The 19929-nt window shown below is 65.3% G+C and carries 17 protein-coding genes and 1 pseudogene; 8 read left to right on the forward strand and 10 right to left on the reverse strand.

Annotated features, from left to right (window positions below; genetic code table 11):
- Positions 1-30: 30 nt before the first annotated feature.
- On the forward strand, positions 31-2049 hold the full coding sequence (locus GNZ21_RS15030; RefSeq protein ID WP_308805457.1) for a S9 family peptidase: 2019 nt from the start codon (positions 31-33) through the stop codon (positions 2047-2049).
- 141 nt (positions 2050-2190) lie between these two features.
- Here the strand turns inward: GNZ21_RS15030 and ppa are convergent, their stop codons facing one another.
- A complete protein-coding gene (gene ppa / locus GNZ21_RS15035) occupies positions 2191-2670 on the reverse strand; it encodes an inorganic diphosphatase (protein ID WP_188503580.1) in 480 nt (159 codons plus the stop codon).
- A gap of 196 nt (positions 2671-2866) precedes the next feature.
- Here ppa and GNZ21_RS15040 point away from each other — a divergent pair, with 196 nt between their 5' ends.
- Positions 2867-3409: a GNAT family N-acetyltransferase gene (locus GNZ21_RS15040; RefSeq protein WP_229659450.1), complete on the forward strand. Its 543-nt coding sequence runs from the start codon at positions 2867-2869 to the stop codon at positions 3407-3409.
- 4 nt (positions 3410-3413) lie between these two features.
- On the opposite strand, the gene GNZ21_RS15045 is transcribed toward GNZ21_RS15040, so the two are convergent.
- The 4 genes from GNZ21_RS15045 to GNZ21_RS15060 form a co-directional block, all read right to left on the reverse strand.
- On the reverse strand, positions 3414-4571 hold the full coding sequence (locus GNZ21_RS15045; protein WP_157325770.1) for a DNA glycosylase AlkZ-like family protein: 1158 nt from the start codon (positions 4569-4571) through the stop codon (positions 3414-3416).
- Positions 4572-4618: 47 nt separating this feature from the next.
- Complete coding sequence (locus GNZ21_RS15050) at positions 4619-5233, reverse strand: GNAT family N-acetyltransferase (protein WP_157325772.1); 615 nt, start codon at positions 5231-5233, stop codon at positions 4619-4621.
- Positions 5234-5495: 262 nt separating this feature from the next.
- Positions 5496-6221: a GNAT family N-acetyltransferase gene (locus GNZ21_RS15055; protein ID WP_157325774.1), complete on the reverse strand. Its 726-nt coding sequence runs from the start codon at positions 6219-6221 to the stop codon at positions 5496-5498.
- Between the two features lie 175 nt (positions 6222-6396).
- The gene (locus GNZ21_RS15060) at positions 6397-7812 is read right to left on the reverse strand and encodes a cytochrome P450 (protein ID WP_157325782.1); all 1416 of its coding nucleotides are present in this window, start codon (positions 7810-7812) and stop codon (positions 6397-6399) included.
- Positions 7813-8037: 225 nt separating this feature from the next.
- Between GNZ21_RS15060 and GNZ21_RS15065 the strand changes: the two genes are divergently transcribed.
- From GNZ21_RS15065 to GNZ21_RS15075, 3 genes are read left to right on the forward strand one after another with little or no spacing between them, the layout of a single operon-like run.
- Positions 8038-9756: a carbon starvation CstA family protein gene (locus GNZ21_RS15065; RefSeq protein WP_157325785.1), complete on the forward strand. Its 1719-nt coding sequence runs from the start codon at positions 8038-8040 to the stop codon at positions 9754-9756.
- A 10-nt stretch (positions 9757-9766) separates the two neighbouring features.
- Entirely contained in the window at positions 9767-10021 is a 255-nt protein-coding gene (locus GNZ21_RS15070) for a cory-CC-star protein (RefSeq protein ID WP_157325787.1), read from the forward strand.
- Positions 10012-10986, forward strand: coding sequence for an ArsA family ATPase (locus tag GNZ21_RS15075; protein WP_188503568.1), 975 nt, complete (start codon positions 10012-10014; stop codon positions 10984-10986). The genes GNZ21_RS15070 and GNZ21_RS15075 overlap by 10 nt, the downstream gene beginning before the upstream one ends.
- Positions 10987-11006: 20 nt before the next feature.
- Here the strand turns inward: GNZ21_RS15075 and GNZ21_RS15080 are convergent, their stop codons facing one another.
- On the reverse strand, positions 11007-11945 hold the full coding sequence (locus GNZ21_RS15080) for an HAD family hydrolase (protein ID WP_373868404.1): 939 nt from the start codon (positions 11943-11945) through the stop codon (positions 11007-11009).
- 96 nt (positions 11946-12041) lie between these two features.
- Here GNZ21_RS15080 and GNZ21_RS15085 point away from each other — a divergent pair, with 96 nt between their 5' ends.
- Positions 12042-12971: an aldose epimerase family protein gene (locus GNZ21_RS15085; RefSeq protein ID WP_157325789.1), complete on the forward strand. Its 930-nt coding sequence runs from the start codon at positions 12042-12044 to the stop codon at positions 12969-12971.
- Positions 12972-13154: 183 nt separating this feature from the next.
- Here GNZ21_RS15085 and GNZ21_RS15090 read toward each other — a convergent pair whose 3' ends face one another.
- On the reverse strand, positions 13155-14567 hold the full coding sequence (locus tag GNZ21_RS15090) for an ROK family transcriptional regulator (RefSeq protein WP_229659460.1): 1413 nt from the start codon (positions 14565-14567) through the stop codon (positions 13155-13157).
- 131 nt (positions 14568-14698) lie between these two features.
- Between GNZ21_RS15090 and xylA the strand changes: the two genes are divergently transcribed.
- Positions 14699-15877: a xylose isomerase gene (gene xylA, locus GNZ21_RS15095; RefSeq protein ID WP_157325793.1), complete on the forward strand. Its 1179-nt coding sequence runs from the start codon at positions 14699-14701 to the stop codon at positions 15875-15877.
- A 139-nt stretch (positions 15878-16016) separates the two neighbouring features.
- Complete coding sequence (xylB, locus tag GNZ21_RS15100) at positions 16017-17462, forward strand: xylulokinase (RefSeq protein WP_188503569.1); 1446 nt, start codon at positions 16017-16019, stop codon at positions 17460-17462.
- Here the strand turns inward: xylB and GNZ21_RS15105 are convergent.
- The 3 genes and pseudogenes from GNZ21_RS15105 to GNZ21_RS15115 form a co-directional block, all read right to left on the reverse strand.
- On the reverse strand, positions 17401-18429 hold the full coding sequence (locus tag GNZ21_RS15105) for an HTTM domain-containing protein (protein WP_157325795.1): 1029 nt from the start codon (positions 18427-18429) through the stop codon (positions 17401-17403). The genes xylB and GNZ21_RS15105 overlap by 62 nt on opposite strands.
- The gene (locus GNZ21_RS15110; RefSeq protein WP_198346045.1) at positions 18426-19079 is read right to left on the reverse strand and encodes a DUF5819 family protein; all 654 of its coding nucleotides are present in this window, start codon (positions 19077-19079) and stop codon (positions 18426-18428) included. Before GNZ21_RS15110 ends, GNZ21_RS15105 begins: the two co-directional genes overlap by 4 nt.
- Before the next feature lie 168 nt (positions 19080-19247).
- Positions 19248-19929, reverse strand: a pseudogene (locus GNZ21_RS15115) (hypothetical protein); the annotation flags it as partial.

The raw sequence follows: 19929 nt of genomic DNA on the forward strand, positions 1-19929 counted from the left end.
TCGAAGGCGGAGAACGCCTATACCGAGGCGGTGGCCGCCGACCAGCAGCCGTTGCGCGAGGCGATCTTCTCCGAGATCAAGGCCCGCACTGTGGAGACCGATCTCTCGGTGCCTGCCCGGCGCGGGGACTGGTGGCACTTCGTGCGGACCATCGAGGGCGAGCAGCACCCTATCTACTGCCGCGCCCCGGTCACCGACCCTGACTCCTGGACCCCGCCGGAGGTTGAGCCCGGTGTGCCGCTTCCGGGTGAGCAGACCTACTTCGACACCAATGCGGAGGCGGCCAAGCACCCCTTCTACTCACTGGGCGGAATGGCCATCGACGAGGCCGGAACCCTGCTGGCCTATTCGGAGGACACCAGCGGGGACGAGCACTTCACGCTGCGTTTCAAGAACCTTGCCACCGGCGAGCTGTACCAGGAGTCTGTGCCGAACCTGCACTACGGGATCTACCTCTCCCCCGACGGGCAGCGCGCCTACTACTTCGCCGCCGACGAGTCCTGGCGCCCCAACCGGCTCTATGCGCACACGATCGGCACCGACGCCGCCGAGGACCGGCTGCTGCTGCAGATCGATGACATCACCCAGTGGTCAGGGGCCTGGTACTCCGCAGACCGTAAGCAGCTGGTGATCGAATCCGGCGGCTCGGAGTGGAACGCCACCCGGCTGCTGGACCTCACCGATCCGCAGGCCGAGCCGGTGGAGATCATCCCGGCCTCGCGCGGGCTGATCAACTATGTGGCGCCCTTCGACCTGGACGGGCAGCGGATGCTGCTGATCACTCATAACCAGGACGGGCCCAATAATGCGGTCTCACTGTGCACTGCGGAGGAGCTGCTCGCTCAGGCTGATGCCGCGACGCTGGATCTGGGGCGCACAGTGCTGAAGCATGAGGAGGACGTCAAGCTGGACTACTACCTCACCGTCACCGCCGCCCAGATCCTGGTGGAGGCCAGGATCAGCGCGAATCCCTCGGTGCGGCTGCTCTCACTGGACACGGTGCGGCAGGTGCGTGAGGGCGGCAGTGCTGTGGCGGCGTCGTCGTTGCCTGGCCCTGCCTTTGACGATGAGATGCATGCCGTGAATGTGGTGCAGGCCCGGTTCGAGGCCCCGGTGTTCCGGGTGGAGTACACCTCCTGGCTGGTGCCTGACCGGGTCTATGACATCCCGCACGCTACCGGTGAGCCCGTCCTGCGCCGGCAGACTCCGGTCAACGACTTCGACCCCTCGAAGTATGTGGCTGAGCGCCTCTGGGCGGAGGCTGAGGACGGCACCAAGGTGCCGGTGAGCATGCTGCGCCGGGCTGAGGTGAAGCCGGATGGGACCAACCCGCTGGTGATCTACGGCTACGGCTCCTATGAGCTGAGCATGGACCCGGCGCTGTCCGTGCCTTCGCTGTCCCTGTTGGACCGCGGCATCGTCTACGCCGTGGCGCATATCCGCGGCGGCGGCGAGCTGGGCCGGCTCTGGTACCAGGGCGGTAAGAAGCTGAACAAGAAGAACACCTTCACCGATTTCATTGCGGCCACCGACCACCTGGTGGCCTCCGGCTGGGCCGCGGCGGACCGGGTGGCGGCGATCGGCGGTTCGGCCGGCGGTCTGCTCATGGGCGCGGTGGCGAACCTGGCACCTGAGAAGTACCGCGCGATCGTGGCGCAGGTGCCCTTTGTGGACAGTCTGACCACCATCCTGGACCCGGAGCTGCCGCTCTCGGCCGGAGAGTGGGAGGAATGGGGGAATCCTCTGGAGGATCCGGAGGTCTACGCCTATATGAAGTCCTACTCCCCCTATGAGAATGTGCGCAGCGCCGCCTATCCGGCAATCGCCGCAGTCACCTCGCTCAACGACACCCGGGTCCTCTACGTGGAGCCCGCCAAATGGGTCCCGGTGCTGCGCGAGCACCAGCAGGGCGGTGCCCCGATCGTGCTGAAGACCGAGATGGACGGCGGGCACGGCGGAGCCTCCGGCCGCTACGAGAAGTGGAAGGACCGCGCCTGGGACTACGCCTGGGCGGCCAGCTGGATCGGGGCCACCGAGCTGCTGAGCTGAGCGGCTGGCACTCCGGGGCCCAGCATGGGGCTCCGATCCGGCCCAGAGTCGCCCCGCGAAGAGTCGAGTGGTGAGTTCTCCCCGTTATTCCGTGAACCTGACGGATTTTAGCGGGGTGATCTCACCACTCAATGACTCCGGTCAGCCCTTGAACCGCTCGATGCTGCGGGTGAGCTCGGCCTCGGCCTCTTCGCGGCCGGCCCAGCCTTCGACCTTGACCCATTTGCCGGGCTCGAGGTCCTTGTACCGGGTGAAGAAGTGCTCGATTTCCTTGACCAGGAACTCGCCGAGGTCGCTGATGTCCTGAATGTGGTCAAAGCGCTTGTCGTCGGGCACGCAGACCAGCTTGGCATCGCCGCCGCCGTCATCGGTCATGTTCAGCACCCCGACCGGACGGGCCTCGACCACCACACCGGGGAACAGGTCCACGTCCGGGATGTAGACCAGGGCGTCCAGCGGATCGCCGTCCTCGCCGAGAGTGTCGTCGAAGTACCCGTAATGGGTGGGGTACTGCATGGGGGTGAAGAGCACCCGATCCAGTCGCAGCCGGTGGGTCTCATGGTCGATCTCGTACTTCACGCGGGAGCCGGCGGGGATCTCGATGGTCACATCGCGGACAATTGCCACATTTCCTCCTTGGAGTTCAGGTCAGCGGTTCACCGCCCAGCGTATAACGGCGCCGAGGGTTGAGCCGAGCGGGGCCCGCGTTCTCGATGAGCACCTGCCCTCGCCCTGAGGAGCCTCCCCCGCATCTGCGCTCTTCGGCAGCGCCAGCGGGGAGGCCTGGCTCTGCACTGGAACATTTGATGAGAGGCTGATGACTATGACAGAACATCTGGGTACTGTGCTGCTGACCGAGCGGCTCCGGCTGCGCCCTCCGGAGCCGAGCGACCTCGACTTCACCCTGGATATGTACTCCCGGCCTGAGGTGGTGCGCTATATCGGCACCGGCCAGGTGCAGAGCACCCGGGACGAGGCGCTGCAGCGGCTGGCGCGCTACCGCTCCCAGTTCGGCCCGGTCACCGGGGTTTGGTTGATAGAGCGAAGGGACGACGCCGCCCCGCTCGGGTTTGCTCTGATGAAGCCGATTCCGTTCTCCGAGGGGGTCACGGCAGAGCAGTCAGACTTTGAGATCGGCTGGCACCTGCACCCGGGCGCCTGGGGTTCGGGCTTTGCCTCTGAGTCTGCTCAAGCTCTGGTGGATCACGCACGTGCGGGTGGGCTGCAGCGGTTGGTGGCGGTGACCAACCCTGCAAACGCCACATCTCAGGCAGTGGCCCGGCGGCTGGGTATGACCTACCAGGGAGCCACCGACCGCTACTACAACACCACCTGCGAGCTCTTCACCCTGGAGCTCTGAGCGCTCAGTCCCCCGGCAGGCGTAGCGAAACGCCCAATTGCCGGGCCAGGGTCGCCGCCGCGGCCTTGGCCCGTGCGATCACGCTGCGTGCAGGCACTCCGGGCTCAGCCCAGATCCGGTTGAGCACAAGTTCACCGTTGCTGCGCCAGAGGTCCACCCGGCCGATCAACTCGGTGCCAGAGAGCACACCCATCACATAATGGCCGTAGACCCGCTTGTCCCTGGGCACATACGCCTCAAAGGTGTAGTCGAAGCCGAAGATCCGCAGCGCCCGGCGCCGGTCCCGCAGCAGCGGGTCGAAGGGGCCGATCAGCCGGGCCTCCTTGACCGGTCCGATCCCGGCCGGATCAACATCGGCTTCCAGCAGTCCTGGCAGCACATAGGCGGTCTCCCGCCAATCCGGCACGGTGACCGGGAGGAGCCCTGCCAGCTGGATTCCGTGGGCGGCGTCGTGTTTGCTCAGGTGGTAATGGTGGGCGAAGTCGCTGACCGTCATCACGGCCAGTGTCCCGGCGGCTCGGCGGGCCAGCCCTGCGCGCAGCTCATCCGGGGGCAGCTGCTCGGCCTGGCGAACCTCGGGCGGCAGGGCGCGCTCGGGCAGATCGAAAAGCCGGATGACGCCCTCGCGGGCGGTGATCACCAGCTCACCGGTGCGGACCATGAGTTCGGCCGCCTGCTTGATCTCGGACCAGTTCCAACCGGTGGTCCGGGCGGAGTCCAGGGCAGTCTCGATAGTGCCGATCTGCACTCCGCGCGGTTGGGCGGCCACCACCTCCCGGATCTGTCCGCGCAGCTGTTCGGAGAGGGTGTCCCCGTACTTGTGGCGGACGCTCTGCCGGCGCAGTTCAAGCAGGGGCCAGTCCTGCAGGGGGAAGACACAGGCCACTTTGGTGAAGGATTCGAAGGAGGCAGGGGCCCCGGCGGGCCAGAGGGCGGCGTCCACCTGATCGGCCCGGTGTTTCCGCGGCAGCCGGGTCAGGCTGGTCAGTCGCTGGGCGGTGGAGACCCGGGTCAGCGGATCCAGCTGAATGAGTCCGATCCCGCGCAGCACCTCAGCGGCATCCCAGTACTCCCCGGGCAGCGCCGGGGCAGGGATCTTCTGGGCGCCGACCACCGCGCCGCGGATCCATTCCGGACTGACAGTGATCGGCTCAGCAGACATGGCTCAATCCTGCCACGCGGCTCCCCGGTGACGCCGGTCCCGTGGAGTCACCTTTGCTGCGAGTACTTAGCCAATCTGTGTTCGAGGCCTGCTCTCACCGCCGGCCACTCGGTGTTCAGAATGGAGAAGACCACCGTGTCGCGGAGGGTCCCGTTGGGCATGACCCGGTGATTGCGCAGCACCCCGTCCTGCTTCGCACCCAATCGGGCAATCGCCGCCCGGGACTGATGGTTGTGCCAGTGGGTGCGGAACTCCACGGCGATGCAGCCCAAAGTGTCGAAGGCCCGTTCCAGCATCAGCAGCTTCATGGCCGGATTGATCCCGGTGCCCTGAGCGGCACGCCCCAGCCAGGTGAAACCGATCTCCAGGCGCGGGGAAACCGGGTCGATTTCCATGAATGTGGTCATCCCCACGGCAGTGCCTGAGGCCGGATCAACAACCGCCCAGGGCGCCATACTGCCCTGCCGCTGCAGTGCCAGCCGCCGGTCAATCTCCTGGGCCATGCGCTGCGGGGAGGGGATCCCGGTGTACCAGGTCTTCCACAACTGGCCCACGCTGACAGCAGCGGCCAGCTCATCCTGCTGGGTGTAGCTCAGGGGCTCAAGCCGGACCAGCTCATTCTCCAACACCGGCGCAGCGGCGAAATCCTGGTGATCGTTCATGGCCCGAGCCTACTGGGCGGCGAGACGCCCCACCCCTGGAGACCCGAACGCCCCGCCCCTGGAGACCCGAACGCCCCGCCCCTCAAGACGCGAAACGCCCCACCGCTCGAGACGCGAGCGCCCCACCCCTGGAGACCCGAACGCCCCGCCCCTCAAGACGCGAAACGCCCCACCGCTGGAGAATCGCGTGCGCAAATGGTCGGAGTCCCGGCCTGCAGCGCCCTCATTCCGGCAACATGCGCACCCGCTGTGACCCTTAGGTTCACTCCTGGGACTGGTGCCGGGCGCTGAGCAGCATGAAGTCCTTCAGCCGCTCATTGCCGCGCACCGCGGCAGTCCAGCTGGGACGGATGAAGTCGCTCTTGGCCATCCGGTACTGGATCTCCCATTCCGGCTGTTTGCCGTGGGCATCGGGGACGCGTTTGGTGCCGCACTGAAAGTAGCCTAGGGACTCTGAGACCCGCTTGGAGGGCTGGTTCCAGTCATAGGCCCCGGACTGGGCGTACTCGGCACCGAAATGGTCAAAGGCCCACATCAGCGCGGCCGCCCGCTGTTCCTTGCCGTAGCCGTTGCCCTGCTGATCGGCGCGCAACCAGCTGGCGGACTCCACAGTACGCAGCACCCGGTAGTTCTCCGCCCAGACATCCTGCATCCCGATCAGCGGACCCTCGGAACCGTCCTGGTTCCTGAAGAAGACCGCCAGCATCAGGTACCAGGAGTCCGGGCCGATCGCCGGGCGCTTGGACCACAGCCAGGTCAGCGAGTTCTTGGCGATATCCTCCGGGGAGTTCTCATCCCAGGGGGAGGCGAAGGAGTTCCGCTTACCCTTCATAATCCCGGATGACGCCGCGGCCACATAGGCGGGGAAGTCGGTCTCGCGCACCTGGCGCAGCACCAGCCTCGGGGACTCGATGCGCAGCCCGAACGGCGGCCACACCTGCTCCAGCGAGAGGGTCGGGCAGTCCTTGGGCACCCGGAACTCAGTCATGGGCCAAGCCTACTTGCCGGTGCCGCCGCAGTTGCCAGATCCTGTAGCGAAACTTCGGGAACTCACCCTGTTTCGGCCTGAGTTTCCATAGTTTCGCTACCGGATTCTTAGGAGGGGCTCGGCCGGGCCGAGCTCACAGGCGACGGGCACCCGGAGCGGATACCGCGGAGGGCACTCAGCGAGGCGAGAGCTGGAACTCCAAGCTGAAGTTGTCCAGCAGTGCCGGCAGGTTCCCGGGCTCCAGCTCATGTGAGGTCAGCTCGATGCTGCGCTGCCTTACAATCTCTGCCATGAAGTTGGAGGTCAGCAGCAGCACCAGGTGCCGGCCGGGGCAGATCCCAGGCCCGCCGCTGAAGGGCACCAGCGGCCATTCCTCGCGGGTGCGCTGATGATCCCAGACCTCCGGGGCGAAGCGGTGGGCGAAGTCCAGGTTCTTCTCATCCCGGTGGAAGAACGGGGCGAAGATCAGCACTGTGGTCCCGGCGGGCATCACGCCGTGCTCGAACTCCACCTCCCGGGTGGTCTCACGCAGGATCATCGGGGTTGTGGCCCACAGCCGCAGCGACTCCAGCACCGTTGCCCGCAGCAGCGGCAGCATCGGCGCTTCAGCCTGCGCCTCCTCCGCGATCTGGTAGCGAGCCGCGTCGAGCCGGTCCTGGTGGGCGGCCAGCAGGGCAAGCCCCCGGTAGCTGGCCATCCCCGCCGGGTCAAAGGCAAAGAGCCACTGCGGGACCTGCTGAACATTCTCATCCCGTGAGGTCTCGGTATCCCCAGCGGCCTCAATCTGCTTCATGAAGGCAGCCAGGCTCCCCGGCTCAGCCTTATCCACTGCCTGGCTGATCCTCTCCAGAATCTCGGCCCTGTCTTCTGTGTTCACAGGGCGCAGGAAGGCGAAGTTCCCCCGCTTGCGCTGGGTCTCCATTAGCTCCACGAGCTCCATGTCATCGCGGTATGAGTCGCCCAGCACCACCCGGTTCACCAGACGGAACCAGGCATTGAAGTACGCATCGTAGTTGAGCTGGCCTGCGGCGTCGTCGTTGTCTGCGACTTCCTCCAGCAGCGCGGCGGCCTCTTCTCGCACAGCGGGCATGAACTGCTCAGCCATCCGGTGGATCGGGTGATTATGGTCCAGCAGCTTTTCGTTGGCGTCGCGGCGCCGGGCCCGCTCGGAGCCCTCGGAGATCAGCGAAACCTTCGGCTCGAAGTGCTTCAAGGCGTGCCGTTTGAGCGTCTCCGCAGTCGCGAACGGCTCCGGTGACTCCTCTAGAATGCGGTGCACATGGTCGGGGTCAAGCACAGTGGCCATCTTCTGGCCTGGCACCGCGAGCATCAGCGGACCTCGCCCGTATTTCTCGGCCATGGTCTGCATCCGGGTGACTGCCCGTGCCTCCAATCCCAGCCGCTCCACGGCGGCCACAACTTTGGGCCGGCGAACGATGGGACCCTTGGCGATAGTGGGGAATTCGACTTCGGCAAGGACTTGGGCCGTCTCCGCGGCTGTGGCCTTGGGCAGAGGGTTAGTCACAGCGGACTGACCGGTGGAGTAGACGGATCCCACCACACGGTGGCTGGCGGTGTTTGGGTGTGTCATGGGTACAACTCACAATCTCACTCGCTTTATGTACCTAGACCGCCCACACCATCACCTTCACCTGGACGTTCACTAGAAATAACGACGCCGCCACCGGTAATGATGTGGCACGCGTCACAAGGTGCCCATATACTGAAATGACGCAACGCAAAAGCATCGTCGGTCACATGCGCTCGTAGTATTTCCGGCGACACTCACACCCACGGATCACTCAGGAGCCACCCCATGGATGCACCAAACTCGCTGGTGCTGGCCGTCATCGGCATCGCGATGATGCTGGCCGGATACTTCCTCTACTCAAGATTCCTGTCCAAGAAGGTCTACAAACTCAACGCCGAGTTCAAGACCCCTGCACATCAGTTCGAAGACGGCGTGGATTTTGTTCCCACCAACCGGTACATCCTCTGGGGACACCACTTCACCTCTGTAGCCGGTGCCGCCCCGATTGTGGGGCCGGCCGTCGCCGTGATCTGGGGCTGGCTGCCTGCTTTCCTCTGGGTCACCTTGGGCACAGTGTTTATGGCCGGTATGCACGACTTTGGCACCCTGTGGGCCTCGGTGCGCAATAAGGGCAAGTCCATGGGCGCCCTCTCCGGCACCTACATCGGCAACCGGGGCCGCAATCTATTCCTGGTAGTCATCTTCCTGCTGATCCTTATGGTGCTGGCTGCCTTCGCCGTGGTGATCTCCAACCTGCTGGTGGCCCAGCCCGGGGCAGTCATCCCCACCTGGGGCGCCCTAGTGGTCGCCGTGCTGGTGGGCCAGGCCATCTACCGGTTCAAGTGGAACCTGATCGCGGTGACCGCCGTAGGTGTGGCTGCACTCTACGGGCTGATCCTGCTGGGCAACGCGTATCCGATTTCACTGCCCGAGGAGGGCATGCTGGGGCTGACCCCGAATGCCATCTGGATCATCCTGCTGTTCCTCTACAGCGGCATCGCCTCCCTGCTGCCGGTCTGGGTGCTGCTGCAGCCGCGTGACTTCATCAACGGCGTGCAGCTGTTCATCGGTCTGGGCATCATCTATGGTGCAGTGCTGCTGGCGACTCCCACAGTGGTCGCACCGGCGGTCAACGATGCTGTCCCGGCAGACACCCCCTCCATTGTGCCGCTGCTGTTTGTCACTATCGCCTGCGGTGCGATCTCCGGATTCCACGGGATCGTCTCCTCAGGCACCAGCTCCAAGCAGCTGAACAGGGAGACTGACGCCCGGTTTGTGGGCTACTTCGGCGCAGTGGGTGAGGGCCTGCTGGCTCTGGGTGCGATTATCGCCACCACAGCCGGGTTCCAGACGGTGGCCCAGTGGCGCGAGGTCTACGACTCCTTCTCCGCCGGCGGTGTGCCTGTCTTTGTGGAAGGCGGGGCAAACATCCTCAACGCCGGCCTGGGCATCCCGCAGGGGTTGGCCGCCACTATCCTCGCCACTATGGCGATCCTGTTCGCTGCCACCACTCTGGACACTGCCACCCGTTTGAAGCGGTTTGTGATTCAGGAGATCGGCCAGATCGCCGGGGTGAAGATCCCCACTCTGGCGGCCACTGTGATCGCGGTTGTGCTGGCCTTCGCCCTGACCTTCTCCCAGGGTGCCGACGCCTCCGGCGGTATGACGCTCTGGCCACTGTTCGGCACCACCAACCAGCTGCTGGCCGGCCTGTCGCTGACCATTCTGGCAGTGATGCTCATCCGCAAGGGACGCCCGTTCCTGCCGGTGCTGCTACCTGCGGTGTTCGTGCTGTTCATGACGATCTATGCAGCGCTGGTTCAGCTGGTGGACCTCTTCCAGGCCGGGGACTGGCTGCTGTTCACCATCGATGTGGTGATCGTGGTGGCCGCGACCTGGGTGCTGCTGGAGGCTGTGATCGCCATGCTGGCAGCATGGAAGGGCCCCAAGGAACCGGAGGACGAGGAATCACTCACCGAGGACCAGAAGCTCTCAGCCCCGTAGACTCGGCGGCATGAGCTGGTTCAAGAAGGCCGAGAGGGGGCTGCGTGATTTCTACGTGGCCCCCTATCGGCGTGTGTTCGCCCGGGCCAAGCGTGATGAGGAGGATCTGTTCATGATGCTGGTGCTCTCTGAGGCGCTGGGCGTACCGAACCCGGCCTCCGGCGCCACTCTGGAGCTGCTGCCGGAGATGCTGGACCGGATGCACGACTGGCATATCCGGCAAGGACTCGACCGTTCTCCGATGGACGGTATGCAGTGCTGTTAGATCTTGCTGCCGAGCGGAAGCTCCTGTTCATCGGCGGCAAGGGCGGGGTGGGCAAAACCTCGGTCTCCTCCGCAGTGGGCCTGCACCAGGCCCGAGCCGGGCGCCGGGTGCTGCTGGTCTCCACGGACCCCGCACATAATCTGGGTCACCTGTGGGACCGCCCGGTGGGTGATGATCCGGTGCTGCTGGCCGATGACGGCGGTTCCGGAGTCCTGGCCGGAGTGGAGATCGATCCTTCGGCCACCATCGAGCACCATCTGGCCCAGGTGGGCCAGACTCTGCGCGACTTCATGCCGGATCATCTGCATAAACAGGTGGGGGCTCATCTGGAGCTGGCCCGGAAATCCCCCGGGACCCATGAGTCCGCCATCCTGGAACGGATCGCGGAGGTGGTGGAGCTGGCCGAGCGGGACTATGACCTGATCATCTTCGACACTGCTCCCTCCGGCCACACCGCCCGGCTGTTGGCCCTGCCTGAGATTATGTCTGCCTGGACCGAGGGGCTGCTGAACCGGCGCACCAAGGCCGAGAAGTTCGGAGCAGCTGTCCGTGCGCTGGACAATGACGACCCGGAGAGTTCCGAGGGGGCCAACCGGGATCGGCGGATCCGCCAGGTACTCACCCAGCGGCGGGCTAAGTTCGAGAAGCTGCGCGGAATGATTACAGATCCAGCCCTCTGCAGCTTTGTCATTGTGGTCACCGCCGAACGGGTGCCCGTACTGGAGTCAGCTGAGCTGTTCCACCAGCTCGACGGGCTGGGAGTCCAGGTGGGCGGCGTCGTCGTCAACCGTCTCTCCCCCGCCGATCAGGGAGAGTTCCTGGCCGCCAAACGGGCCCAGGAAGAGGCTCAACTGGCCAAACTGGGCCAGCTGCTGCCCGGGGCGCAGATGCTGCAGCTGCCCATGCTGGCAGGAGACTTGGTGGGTGAGCCGGCAGTGGCACAGCTCGCCGAGCAGCTGCGGTAGCCCATAGGGTCGGTGCGCCGCTACGGCTGCGCCTCACCCGCAGCTGGTGAGTCTGCTGCTTCCAGGATGGAATAGAGGACATCGACCAGGCCGTCCTCATCCACTGTGCCGGTGACCTCATCGGCCACCTCCTTGACCTCCGGAGCTGCCTGCCCCATGGCAACTCCGCGGTGGGCCCACTGGAGCATCTCCATATCGTTGCGGCCGTCCCCGCAGGCCACTGTGACCTCTTTGGGTGCACCGAGCTTCTTCCGCAGCGTCTCCAGGGAGAAGGCTTTGGTCACCCCGTCGGCAGTGATGTCGATCCATGCCGACCAGCCCACTGAGTAGCTGACCCCTTGCAGGCCGATATCCCTGACCGCGCGGGCGAACTCATGGGCAGTGGCGTCATCGGAGTTCACCACCAGGCGGACGGCCTCAGCCCGCTTCATCTGCTTCATGCTCACCGGCTCCGGGACCAGGCCGAAGGTGAGGTCCTCGAACCGTTCGGTGGCGATGAAATGCCCGGCAGAGGTCTCAATGGCGAACCGGGCGGTGGAGAGCCGCTCGTTGAGAGCTTTCAGTGCCGGGGCCGGGTCGAAGACCTGCTGGTCAATGACCTCAAAGCCGTCCTCCAGACCGCCTTCCTCCGGAGGCCGGGCATCGATGCGCAGGGTGACCCCGCCGTTGGAGCACACCGCATAGCCGTGGGTGATGCCGAAGGTCTCGATGATCGGCAGGGTGGCCTGCAGTGAGCGTCCGGTGGCGATGACCACTGTGTGCCCGTCAGCCACCACGGCCCGGCCGGCCTGCTTGACGGCATCCGACATATGCCCGTCATGGTTCACGATAGTGCCGTCGACGTCCAGGCACACCATCAGGGTGCCGGGCTGGTGCACAAAGCTGCCGCCCGACCCCGCTGCGGGCCGGGAAAAGTCTGCCTGCCGCTTGCCGCGCCGAGTCTCCAGTAGTGAATCCATAGGGAGAACAGTGTACGACGCCACGCAACCCCCTAAGTGGGCAACTGACCAGGGTTTAGCTAGTGTTGACCCAGAGTTCACGTGAAGGAGACCACTATGACCGCCTCTGCGCCCAGCGTCACCATCTCAGCCGGCGGGTACGCCGCCACAGTCGCCACCCGCGGCGGCGCCCTTCTGAGCCTGACCAGCCAGGACCCCGCCACAGGTGCCCCGCAGAACCTCATTGTCCCTGCCCAGCGGGCGGAGGGCGGCTACCCCGGCGCCGTTCTGGCGCCCTGGCCCAACCGGGTGGTCAAGTCCCGGTACCGCTACCGAGAGGCCGAGTACTCCCTGCAGCCCAACGAGGAGGAGACCGGAGCAGCGATGCACGGGCTGCTTCACGGTGTGCAGCTCAGCATCCAGCACCAGCGGGAGTCGGAAGTCCATCTAACTGGGGTCATCGAGCCTACGGAGGGATATCCATTCCGGCTCGAGGTGGTGCTGGTGTACCGGGTGGCCGGGCATCTGGGGCTCACTGCCACGCTCAGCACCCGCTATATGCCGGAGACCGACGACGACGCCGAGTCGCCACAGCTGCCTACAGCTCCGTATGGCGCCGGCTTCCACCCCTATCTCACCGCGGCGGATGCCCCGCTGAAGTCCTGCCGGCTGCGACTGCCGGCCAGCACAGTGGCGAATACCAAGCCCACCGGCAAGGTAGTGGGCTCCAGCCCGGTCTCCGGGGACCTGGACCTCACCGACGGCCCGCTCTTGGCCGGGCTGCGCATTGATCACGCCTACACCGGGCTGCCGGAGGAGGGGTGGAGCGCTGAGCTGCTGCACGGCCCCAGCGGGTTCATGGTGCGGATGATCTCTGACACTGCTTGGGCGCAGGTCTACACCGGGGAACGGATTGACCGGGCCGGGGTGGCGGTGGAGCCGATGACCTGCCCGCCGAACGCCTTCAATTCGGGCAAGGATCTGATCGATCTTGAGCCCGGGGCCTGGCATCGCGTGGGCTACAGCCTGGAGGCCTTCCGGCTGTAGCAAGTCCCGCGGCGTGGGGAGCCCGCCCACCTCACTCCGACGGTGGGCACAAATAACCACAGTTCAGGACTTATCAGCCCAGATTTATGGGCATTTGCGCCCACCGAACGCTGAGCGCAGCGGCTGCAATAGCGAGCCGGGCAGCGCTGGCGGCGCGGCCGCTTTGCTCGCGCCTCATCCCCGCTAACTGGCGGGTACCCACATCTGCGGGGCATCAACTACGGCGCGCAGGGCTAGCATGGCTCCGCCCGTGACCGCAGGTGCGGGGCCGGTACCTGATTCACGGACCCGGAATGCCGCCCACTGGGAGGCCAGTACGCGGCGCTGCAGCTCCTCCTCGATCCGCGGTCGCAGCAGATCAGTCAACGGTGCGAACTCACCGCCTAGGACAATCTCGTGGACGTCCAGCACATTCATTGCCCCGGCGAGCGCCACCCCCAGCGCCCAGCCAGCCCGGCTGATCGCCGCGCGTGCGGTCTCAGCGGCGCTGTCATCGGAGCTGTCCTCCTCCCGGGCCAACTGCATGAGGTCAGCGGCTGCCACATTAGGCCCCAACCCTGCCGCGGTCAGAAGTGCGCGCTTGCCGGCGTAGACCTCCAGACATCCGGTGGCCCCGCATCTGCACTCGGGCCCGGCCGGCTCCACCGAGAGGTGCCCCAGCTCGCCGGCCCAGCCGTGCGGGCCCGGGTTGACCACTCCGTCGATCACCACGGCCGAGCCGATGCCCATCTGCGCCGAGACAAAGAGGAACGTCTGCTCCTCCCCATCGGCCTCGGTCAGCTCCTGGGCCACGGCCAGGGCCGCGAGCTTGGCCTCATTGGCCACACTGATGAACTGGCCAAAGGGTTCCTGGCCGGCTGCTGCAGTGAGCAGCTCCACAGTGTCGATATCCCGCCAACCCAGATTGGGGGCCAGCAGCAGGGAGCGCTCGTCCGAGCCCACCAGCCCCGGCATCGCCACCACTGTGCCCACTACCTGGGCTCCTGACTCCTGAGCTTGGGCGGAGACGCCGGCGGCGAGCTCCCCCGCCTCCCGCAGCACGGAGACCGGGTCCGAGCCGCGATAATCGCGCTCCACCAGCGCCTCGGCCAGCACGCTGCCGGTGAGATCAAGGGCCCGGACCGCCATGAAGTCCACGTTGACCTCCACACCGAGTCCGGCCAAGGTCTTCCGGGCCGGGGTCAGCGGCACTGCCGGGCGCCCCCGGGTGGGGCCCACCATGGGGGAACCCTCGCGGACGATGCCCGCGGCCAACAGATCATCCACCAGGCGGGAGACTGTGGAGCGGGTCATCCCCGTGCGGATGGACAGATCTGCCCGAGACAGCGGTTCGGCCGAGGCGAAGATCTCTTCGGTGATCAGAAGCAGATTAGCCTCGCGCAGGGTCTCCTGCCGAGCCCCTGGGCGCAGCGCCTCGCTGTGCGGGGGCCGGTCACGCCGCTGGGGGCGCAGAAAGTCGTGCCGGGCGGCGTCGTCCTCTGCTGTGCCGTTGTGCTCGCCGTGTATATGGCCGTTGCCGTTTCTGGCCACTCCGGTGAGCCCGCGGGTCAGCGACCGCCTGCCCAGGCGAGCCAATGAACCAGAACCGTTCCACATCACGGACTTGATCTTATCCCCCCAAACAATTAGGTTACATCTAGCAACAAAATGAGCGCCTCGTCACATTGTGCCCTCAAGCATGATACGGGTCCGCTCCGTCTTTTTGATCCCGTAATGGAGGAACCCTCATGGCATCGTCGCCTTCTGACTACAAGCTCTCCTTTGGTCTCTGGACTGTGGGCTGGACCGCCCGTGACCAGTTCGGTGAGGCCTCCCGGCCTGAGTTCGAGCCGTGGGAGTACCTGCCCAAGCTCAAGGAGGCAGGGGCATCAGGCGTCACTTTCCACGACGACGACGTGGCCCCCTTCGGCACCGACGAAGCCGCCCGGGAGAAGTACTTCACCAGGTTCAAGGAGGTCGCTGAGCAGGTGGGCCTGAAGATCGAGATGGTCACCACCAACACCTTCGCCCACCCGGTGTTCAAGGATGGCGGTCTGACCTCCAACGACCGCTCGGTACGGCGCTTCGGGCTGCGCAAGCTGCTGCGCAATGTGGACCGCGCTGCCGAGTTCGGCGCCGAGACCTTCGTGATGTGGGGCGGGCGCGAGGGATCCGAGTATGACAATGCCAAGGACCTCAACGCCGCCCATGAGCGCTATGCCGAGGGCATCGACACGGTGGCGGCCTACATCAAGGAGAAGGGCTACAGCCTGCGGATCGGCCTGGAGCCCAAGCCCAATGAGCCCCGCGGCGATATCTTCCTGCCTACCATCGGCCATGCGCTGGGCCTGATCGCCCAGCTGGAGCACGGCGATATTGTGGGCCTGAACCCGGAGACCGGCCACGAGCAGATGGCAGGCTTGAACTTTACTCACGGCATCGCCCAGGCGCTGTGGGCCGGCAAGCTCTTCCACATCGACCTCAACGGCCAGCGCTCCATCAAGTACGACCAGGACCTGGTCTACGGCCACGGCGACCTGACCTCCGCCTTCTTCACCATCGACCTGCTCGTCAACGGGTTCCCCAACGGCGGGCCGAGTTATGACGGCTGGCTGCACTTCGACTACAAGCCCTCCCGCACCGACTACATCGACGGGATCTGGGACTCCGCGAAGGCCAATGTGGAGATGGTGACTCTGCTGGCCGATAAGGCCAAGGCCTACCGGGCCGACCCCGAGGTCCAGGCCGCCTTCGAGGAGTCCGGAATCTTCGAGCTGGCCCAGCCCACCCTGGCCGAGGGCGAATCGATCAGCGACTTCCTGGCGGATAAGAGCGCCTATGAGGACTTCGACCCCGAGGCTGCCGCTCAGCGGAACTTCGGCTTCGTGAAGCTCAACCAGCTGGCCCTGAAGCACCTGATCAGCTGAGCCGAGACCCCTCTGCGCATCGACTGGTGAATTCTCCCCGCTACTCCGAGCCTCTGACGGCCGGTGAGCGGGGAGATTCCACCACTCCTTGCCGTTTAGACTGATCTGACTCGTTCATCCGAAGCCAAGGAGCTCACCCGTGGCAATTCTGGTAGCCGGCATCGATTCCTCCACCCAGTCCTGCAAGGTGGTGATCCGGGATTCGGAGACCGGGGCCCTGGTCCGGTCCGGCTCCGCCAAGCACCCGGAGGGCACCGAGGTGGACCCCGAGGCCTGGTGGGACGCCTTCCTGCAGGCTGTGGAGGCCGCAGGCGGGCTGGGCGACGTGGCCGCTGCCTCCGTGGGCGGGCAGCAGCACGGTCTGGTGGCCTTGGACTCCTCCGGCCGAGTGATCCGCAATGCCCTGCTGTGGAACGACACCCGCTCCGCCGAGGCGGCCGACCAGCTGATCCAGGAGCACGGCGGCACGGCTGAGGGCAAGGCCAACTGGGCGCGGATGACCGGCTCGGTGCCGGTGGCCTCTTTCACCGCCACAAAGCTGCGTTGGCTGGCCGAGGCCGAACCGGAGAACGCTGCCCGAGTGGCCGCGGTGGCGCTGCCGCATGATTGGCTGACGTGGAAGATCTCTGGGGCTGCTCGCTTGGAGGACCTGACCACCGACCGCTCCGACGCCTCCGGGACCTCCTATTACGACACCGCAGCGGGTCAGTATCGCTATGAGCTGCTTGCTCAGGCGCTGCATATCTCGGAGGAGGCGGCCAGAGAGATTGTGCTGCCCCGAGTGCTGGGCCCCAACGAGTCCGCCGGCACCGGCGATCCCGCTCGTGGCTGGGGCCACCTGGTGCTGGGGCCCGGGGCGGGCGACAATGCCGCAGCAGCCCTCGGTTTGGGCATGAGCACTGGGGATGTAGCAATCTCGATCGGCACATCTGGTGTTGTCTCTGCAGTTTCCCCTGAGCCCATCCAGGACCCCTCAGGCACGGTCAACGGCTTCGCCGATGCCTCCGGGGAGTTTCTGCCGCTGGCGGTGACCCTCAACGGCTCCCGCATTCTCGACGGGGTCTGCCGGATGCTGGGTGTGGATCATGACCAGCTGGCAGAGCTAGCCCTGGCAGCGGAACCTGGCGCAAATGGGCTGACACTCATCCCCTACCTAGAGGGTGAACGCACGCCGAACCTACCTTTCGCCACGGGGTCGTTCATCGGACTCTCCCTGGCCTCGATGAACCCGCAGGATGTGGCTCGATCGGCGGTGGAGGGCCTGCTGTGTCTGCTGGCCGACGGTCTCTCCGCGATGACTAGTCTGGGAGTGCCGGTCAACTCCATCCAGCTGATCGGCGGGGCAGCTCGGAACGCGGCAGTCCAGCAGCTGGCACCGGCGATCTTCGAGCGCGAGATCCTGGTACCCGAACCCGATGAGTACGTGGCCAACGGGGCGGCCCGCCAGGCGGCCTGGGTACTGTCCGGAGCTGAGGCACCCCCAGCCTGGGCGGCGTCGTCAACCACCAGGTTTAGCGCCGAACCTACCCGGTTCGTGCGCGATCGCTACGCCGAGCGCCAGATGCTCTTCGCGGAGCGGCCCTAAGCTCCTCGAGCCGGCGCCAGGTGCGGTTGGTGACAAAGATCGCGTCGAAAGCGAGCATCGCCAGTGAAAACCAGGGCAGCCCCATAAGCACTGCGATCCCACCGTGGAGCATGATCACCCCGAGAATGGCCAGTCTTCGGGTCACCGGGTGGAGCAGGCCCACCGCAAAGAAAAGCTGCACATAGACGGAGAAGTATGTGATCAGGGTCAGCACATAGGGATTCTCATAGATCAGTGCGTTCAGCCAGGGATAGACCGCGTATTCATGCAGCACCAGCGGGTAGTACAGCGCAGTGCCGGCCTGCCAGAGATCGCCTTGGACTTTGAACAGGGCCGAGGCGGTGTAGAGGATGAAGATCTGACAGGACAGTGCGATCAGTGCAGCGTTGTGCAGCAGCGTGGTGAACCAGCCTGGCAGCACCGGTAGGCCGAACCAGATTCTATGCCACCCCTTGAGCTCCTGCCGCTGCTCGCCGAGCCGACGCCGGCGGGCGTCCAGGGACCAGTGTGCATTAGTGGTCATGAAGACCATGAACGTCAGCCCGATCCGGGCGATATTGTCGCCCTGGTCACCTAGAGTGTCTGCCCGTTCCACTAAGGCGGCCATCCCCAAGGCCAGCAGTGCCGTGTTGAGCCGAGTCCGCCAACCAATGATGACTGCGGCTGCTATAGCCATCAGCAGCAGGTACTTCAGGGTGAACAGGGCCGGGCTTTCTCCGTCAAAGATGCTCAGCAGCGCACCAAATTCAGAGGACTCTCTGAAGGGTTCGGCCCATCCTGAGCCCGGCCCCCAGAGCACGTGCCGGGCGCGGAAGTTGCTGACCAGTAGGCCCAGTACAGCTATGCCCACCAAGATGCGGGCGGCTGAGAGCCCGTAAAGCGCGTGCTTCTGCAGGAGCAGCCAGGCCTGGGCGCGGGTGGACCACCGCCCCAGGGCGCGGCGCCAATCAGCAGTGCTACTGGTCACGAACTGGCCTCCAATCCTTGGAGGTAGTGCTCAAAGAGTTCCAGCTCGTTCTCCGCCAGATCGGCTGGGGATCGCCAACCGTAGTCCCGGTAGTTTCGGTTTTGGTCATCGAGATCGCGCTCTTCGCGCACTGCCCATCCTGGTGCTGGGCGTGTGGAGGTTCGGTACTGGACGTGAATGATCTGCTCCTGGTGGAGGTGCTCGGCGACAGCGGTCGCTATCCAGACCGCGGCGTGGTCGGCCTGCATGTACCGGTCCACGTGGTGCTCCCCGGTGCCTCCCTCCACGTCGAGGAGCCTGCTGCGGAGTGTCTCCACGGGGGTTTCCACGTAGTTGGCGTCCAGCCACTCCACTTGGTCATCGTTCAGGTTGGCCCGGGCCGAGTGCATTCGGTCAGCCAGGCGCCGGGTGATTTTAGAGGTCCGTGTGCCCAAGGGATTGCCGGCCACAATCTGGTCCTCAATCTCCACCAGGTCCACCCACTCGGTGGTCGATCGTTCGCCAGTCTCGTCCTCTACCAGCGCGCGCACCTCAAGGGTGACGGCGGTCCGGCGCGGGTTGGGGGCAAAGATGGACCAGTTCTGCTCGAACCACGGCATGACGTAAGAGCGGAGGTTCTGATTCCCAAGTTCTTCACGAATGGGGGTCATAGGTGCCACCCACAGCGCAATGAGCAAGGTATGGACGACGACGACCGATATCACAGGAAGAGCCAGAGCCCTGCCCCAGACGGGCAGCTGTCGCAGCTGACGGCGCTGCTCACTTAGTGGAGCAGCGCCGTCGCTGGTTATTGATGATGTGTCTGTCACGCGGTCAGGCTACATCGTGCTGCCTCTGCGCCGGCTGCTGGCGACCAGGGCTCCTGCGCCCAGCACCATGACCAGTCCGGCAAGCACTGCCAAGGCGGCAATACCAGCACCTGTGGCGGCCAGTCCATCATCGTCATCCCTCGGCGGTCCGTCAGCGGGTCCTGCACCGGTCGTAATGGTGAGAACCGCTGAGGCGGAGCTGTCGGGATCCTGATCATCGGTGGCGGTGATCGTCAGTGCACCTGGGTCGGTCCCCTCCGGGACCGTCCAGCCGGTGGAGAACTCACCGTTCTCATCAACTGCCACACCTTCGATGGTGTCGACTACGTCACCGTCCTCGTCGGTGATCTCGATGGTGACTGTGGTGTCAGGGTCGAATCCGTCACCTTCGATCGTCACCTCATCACCAGGCTGCGCCGAATCGGGGTCTACAGTGACGTTCGGGTCATCCCCTGCACCGTCAGGATCGCCGTCAGCGGCGCCATCCTCGACACCATCTTCAGTGCCGGTCTCGGCTCCGTCGTCAGTGCCATCCTCAACACCATCATCAGTGCCGTCTACGTCACCATCGTCGGCGCCATCCTCAACACCATCTTCAGTGCCGGTCTCGGCTCCATCTTCAGTGCCGGTCTCGGCTCCGTCGTCAGTGCCATCCTCAACACCGTCCTCAGTGCCGTCTACGTCACCATCG

Origin of the sequence: Nesterenkonia alkaliphila, from assembly GCF_009758175.1 — a bacterium.
In the GTDB taxonomy this organism is placed as follows: Bacteria; Actinomycetota; Actinomycetes; order Actinomycetales; family Micrococcaceae; genus Nesterenkonia; species Nesterenkonia alkaliphila.

Coding starts and splice junctions, on each gene's coding strand:
- GNZ21_RS15040 (WP_229659450.1), top strand. CDS start 2,867: ATGACTATGACAGAACATCTGGGTACTGTGCTGCTGACCGAGCGGCTC.
- GNZ21_RS15045 (WP_157325770.1), bottom strand. CDS start 4,571: ATGTCTGCTGAGCCGATCACTGTCAGTCCGGAATGGATCCGCGGCGCG.
- GNZ21_RS15050 (WP_157325772.1), bottom strand. CDS start 5,233: ATGAACGATCACCAGGATTTCGCCGCTGCGCCGGTGTTGGAGAATGAG.
- GNZ21_RS15055 (WP_157325774.1), bottom strand. CDS start 6,221: ATGACTGAGTTCCGGGTGCCCAAGGACTGCCCGACCCTCTCGCTGGAG.
- GNZ21_RS15060 (WP_157325782.1), bottom strand. CDS start 7,812: ATGACACACCCAAACACCGCCAGCCACCGTGTGGTGGGATCCGTCTAC.
- GNZ21_RS15065 (WP_157325785.1), top strand. CDS start 8,038: ATGGATGCACCAAACTCGCTGGTGCTGGCCGTCATCGGCATCGCGATG.
- GNZ21_RS15070 (WP_157325787.1), top strand. CDS start 9,767: ATGAGCTGGTTCAAGAAGGCCGAGAGGGGGCTGCGTGATTTCTACGTG.
- GNZ21_RS15080 (WP_373868404.1), bottom strand. CDS start 11,945: ATGGATTCACTACTGGAGACTCGGCGCGGCAAGCGGCAGGCAGACTTT.
- GNZ21_RS15085 (WP_157325789.1), top strand. CDS start 12,042: ATGACCGCCTCTGCGCCCAGCGTCACCATCTCAGCCGGCGGGTACGCC.
- GNZ21_RS15090 (WP_229659460.1), bottom strand. CDS start 14,567: ATGTGGAACGGTTCTGGTTCATTGGCTCGCCTGGGCAGGCGGTCGCTG.
- xylA (WP_157325793.1), top strand. CDS start 14,699: ATGGCATCGTCGCCTTCTGACTACAAGCTCTCCTTTGGTCTCTGGACT.
- GNZ21_RS15110 (WP_198346045.1), bottom strand. CDS start 19,079: ATGACCCCCATTCGTGAAGAACTTGGGAATCAGAACCTCCGCTCTTAC.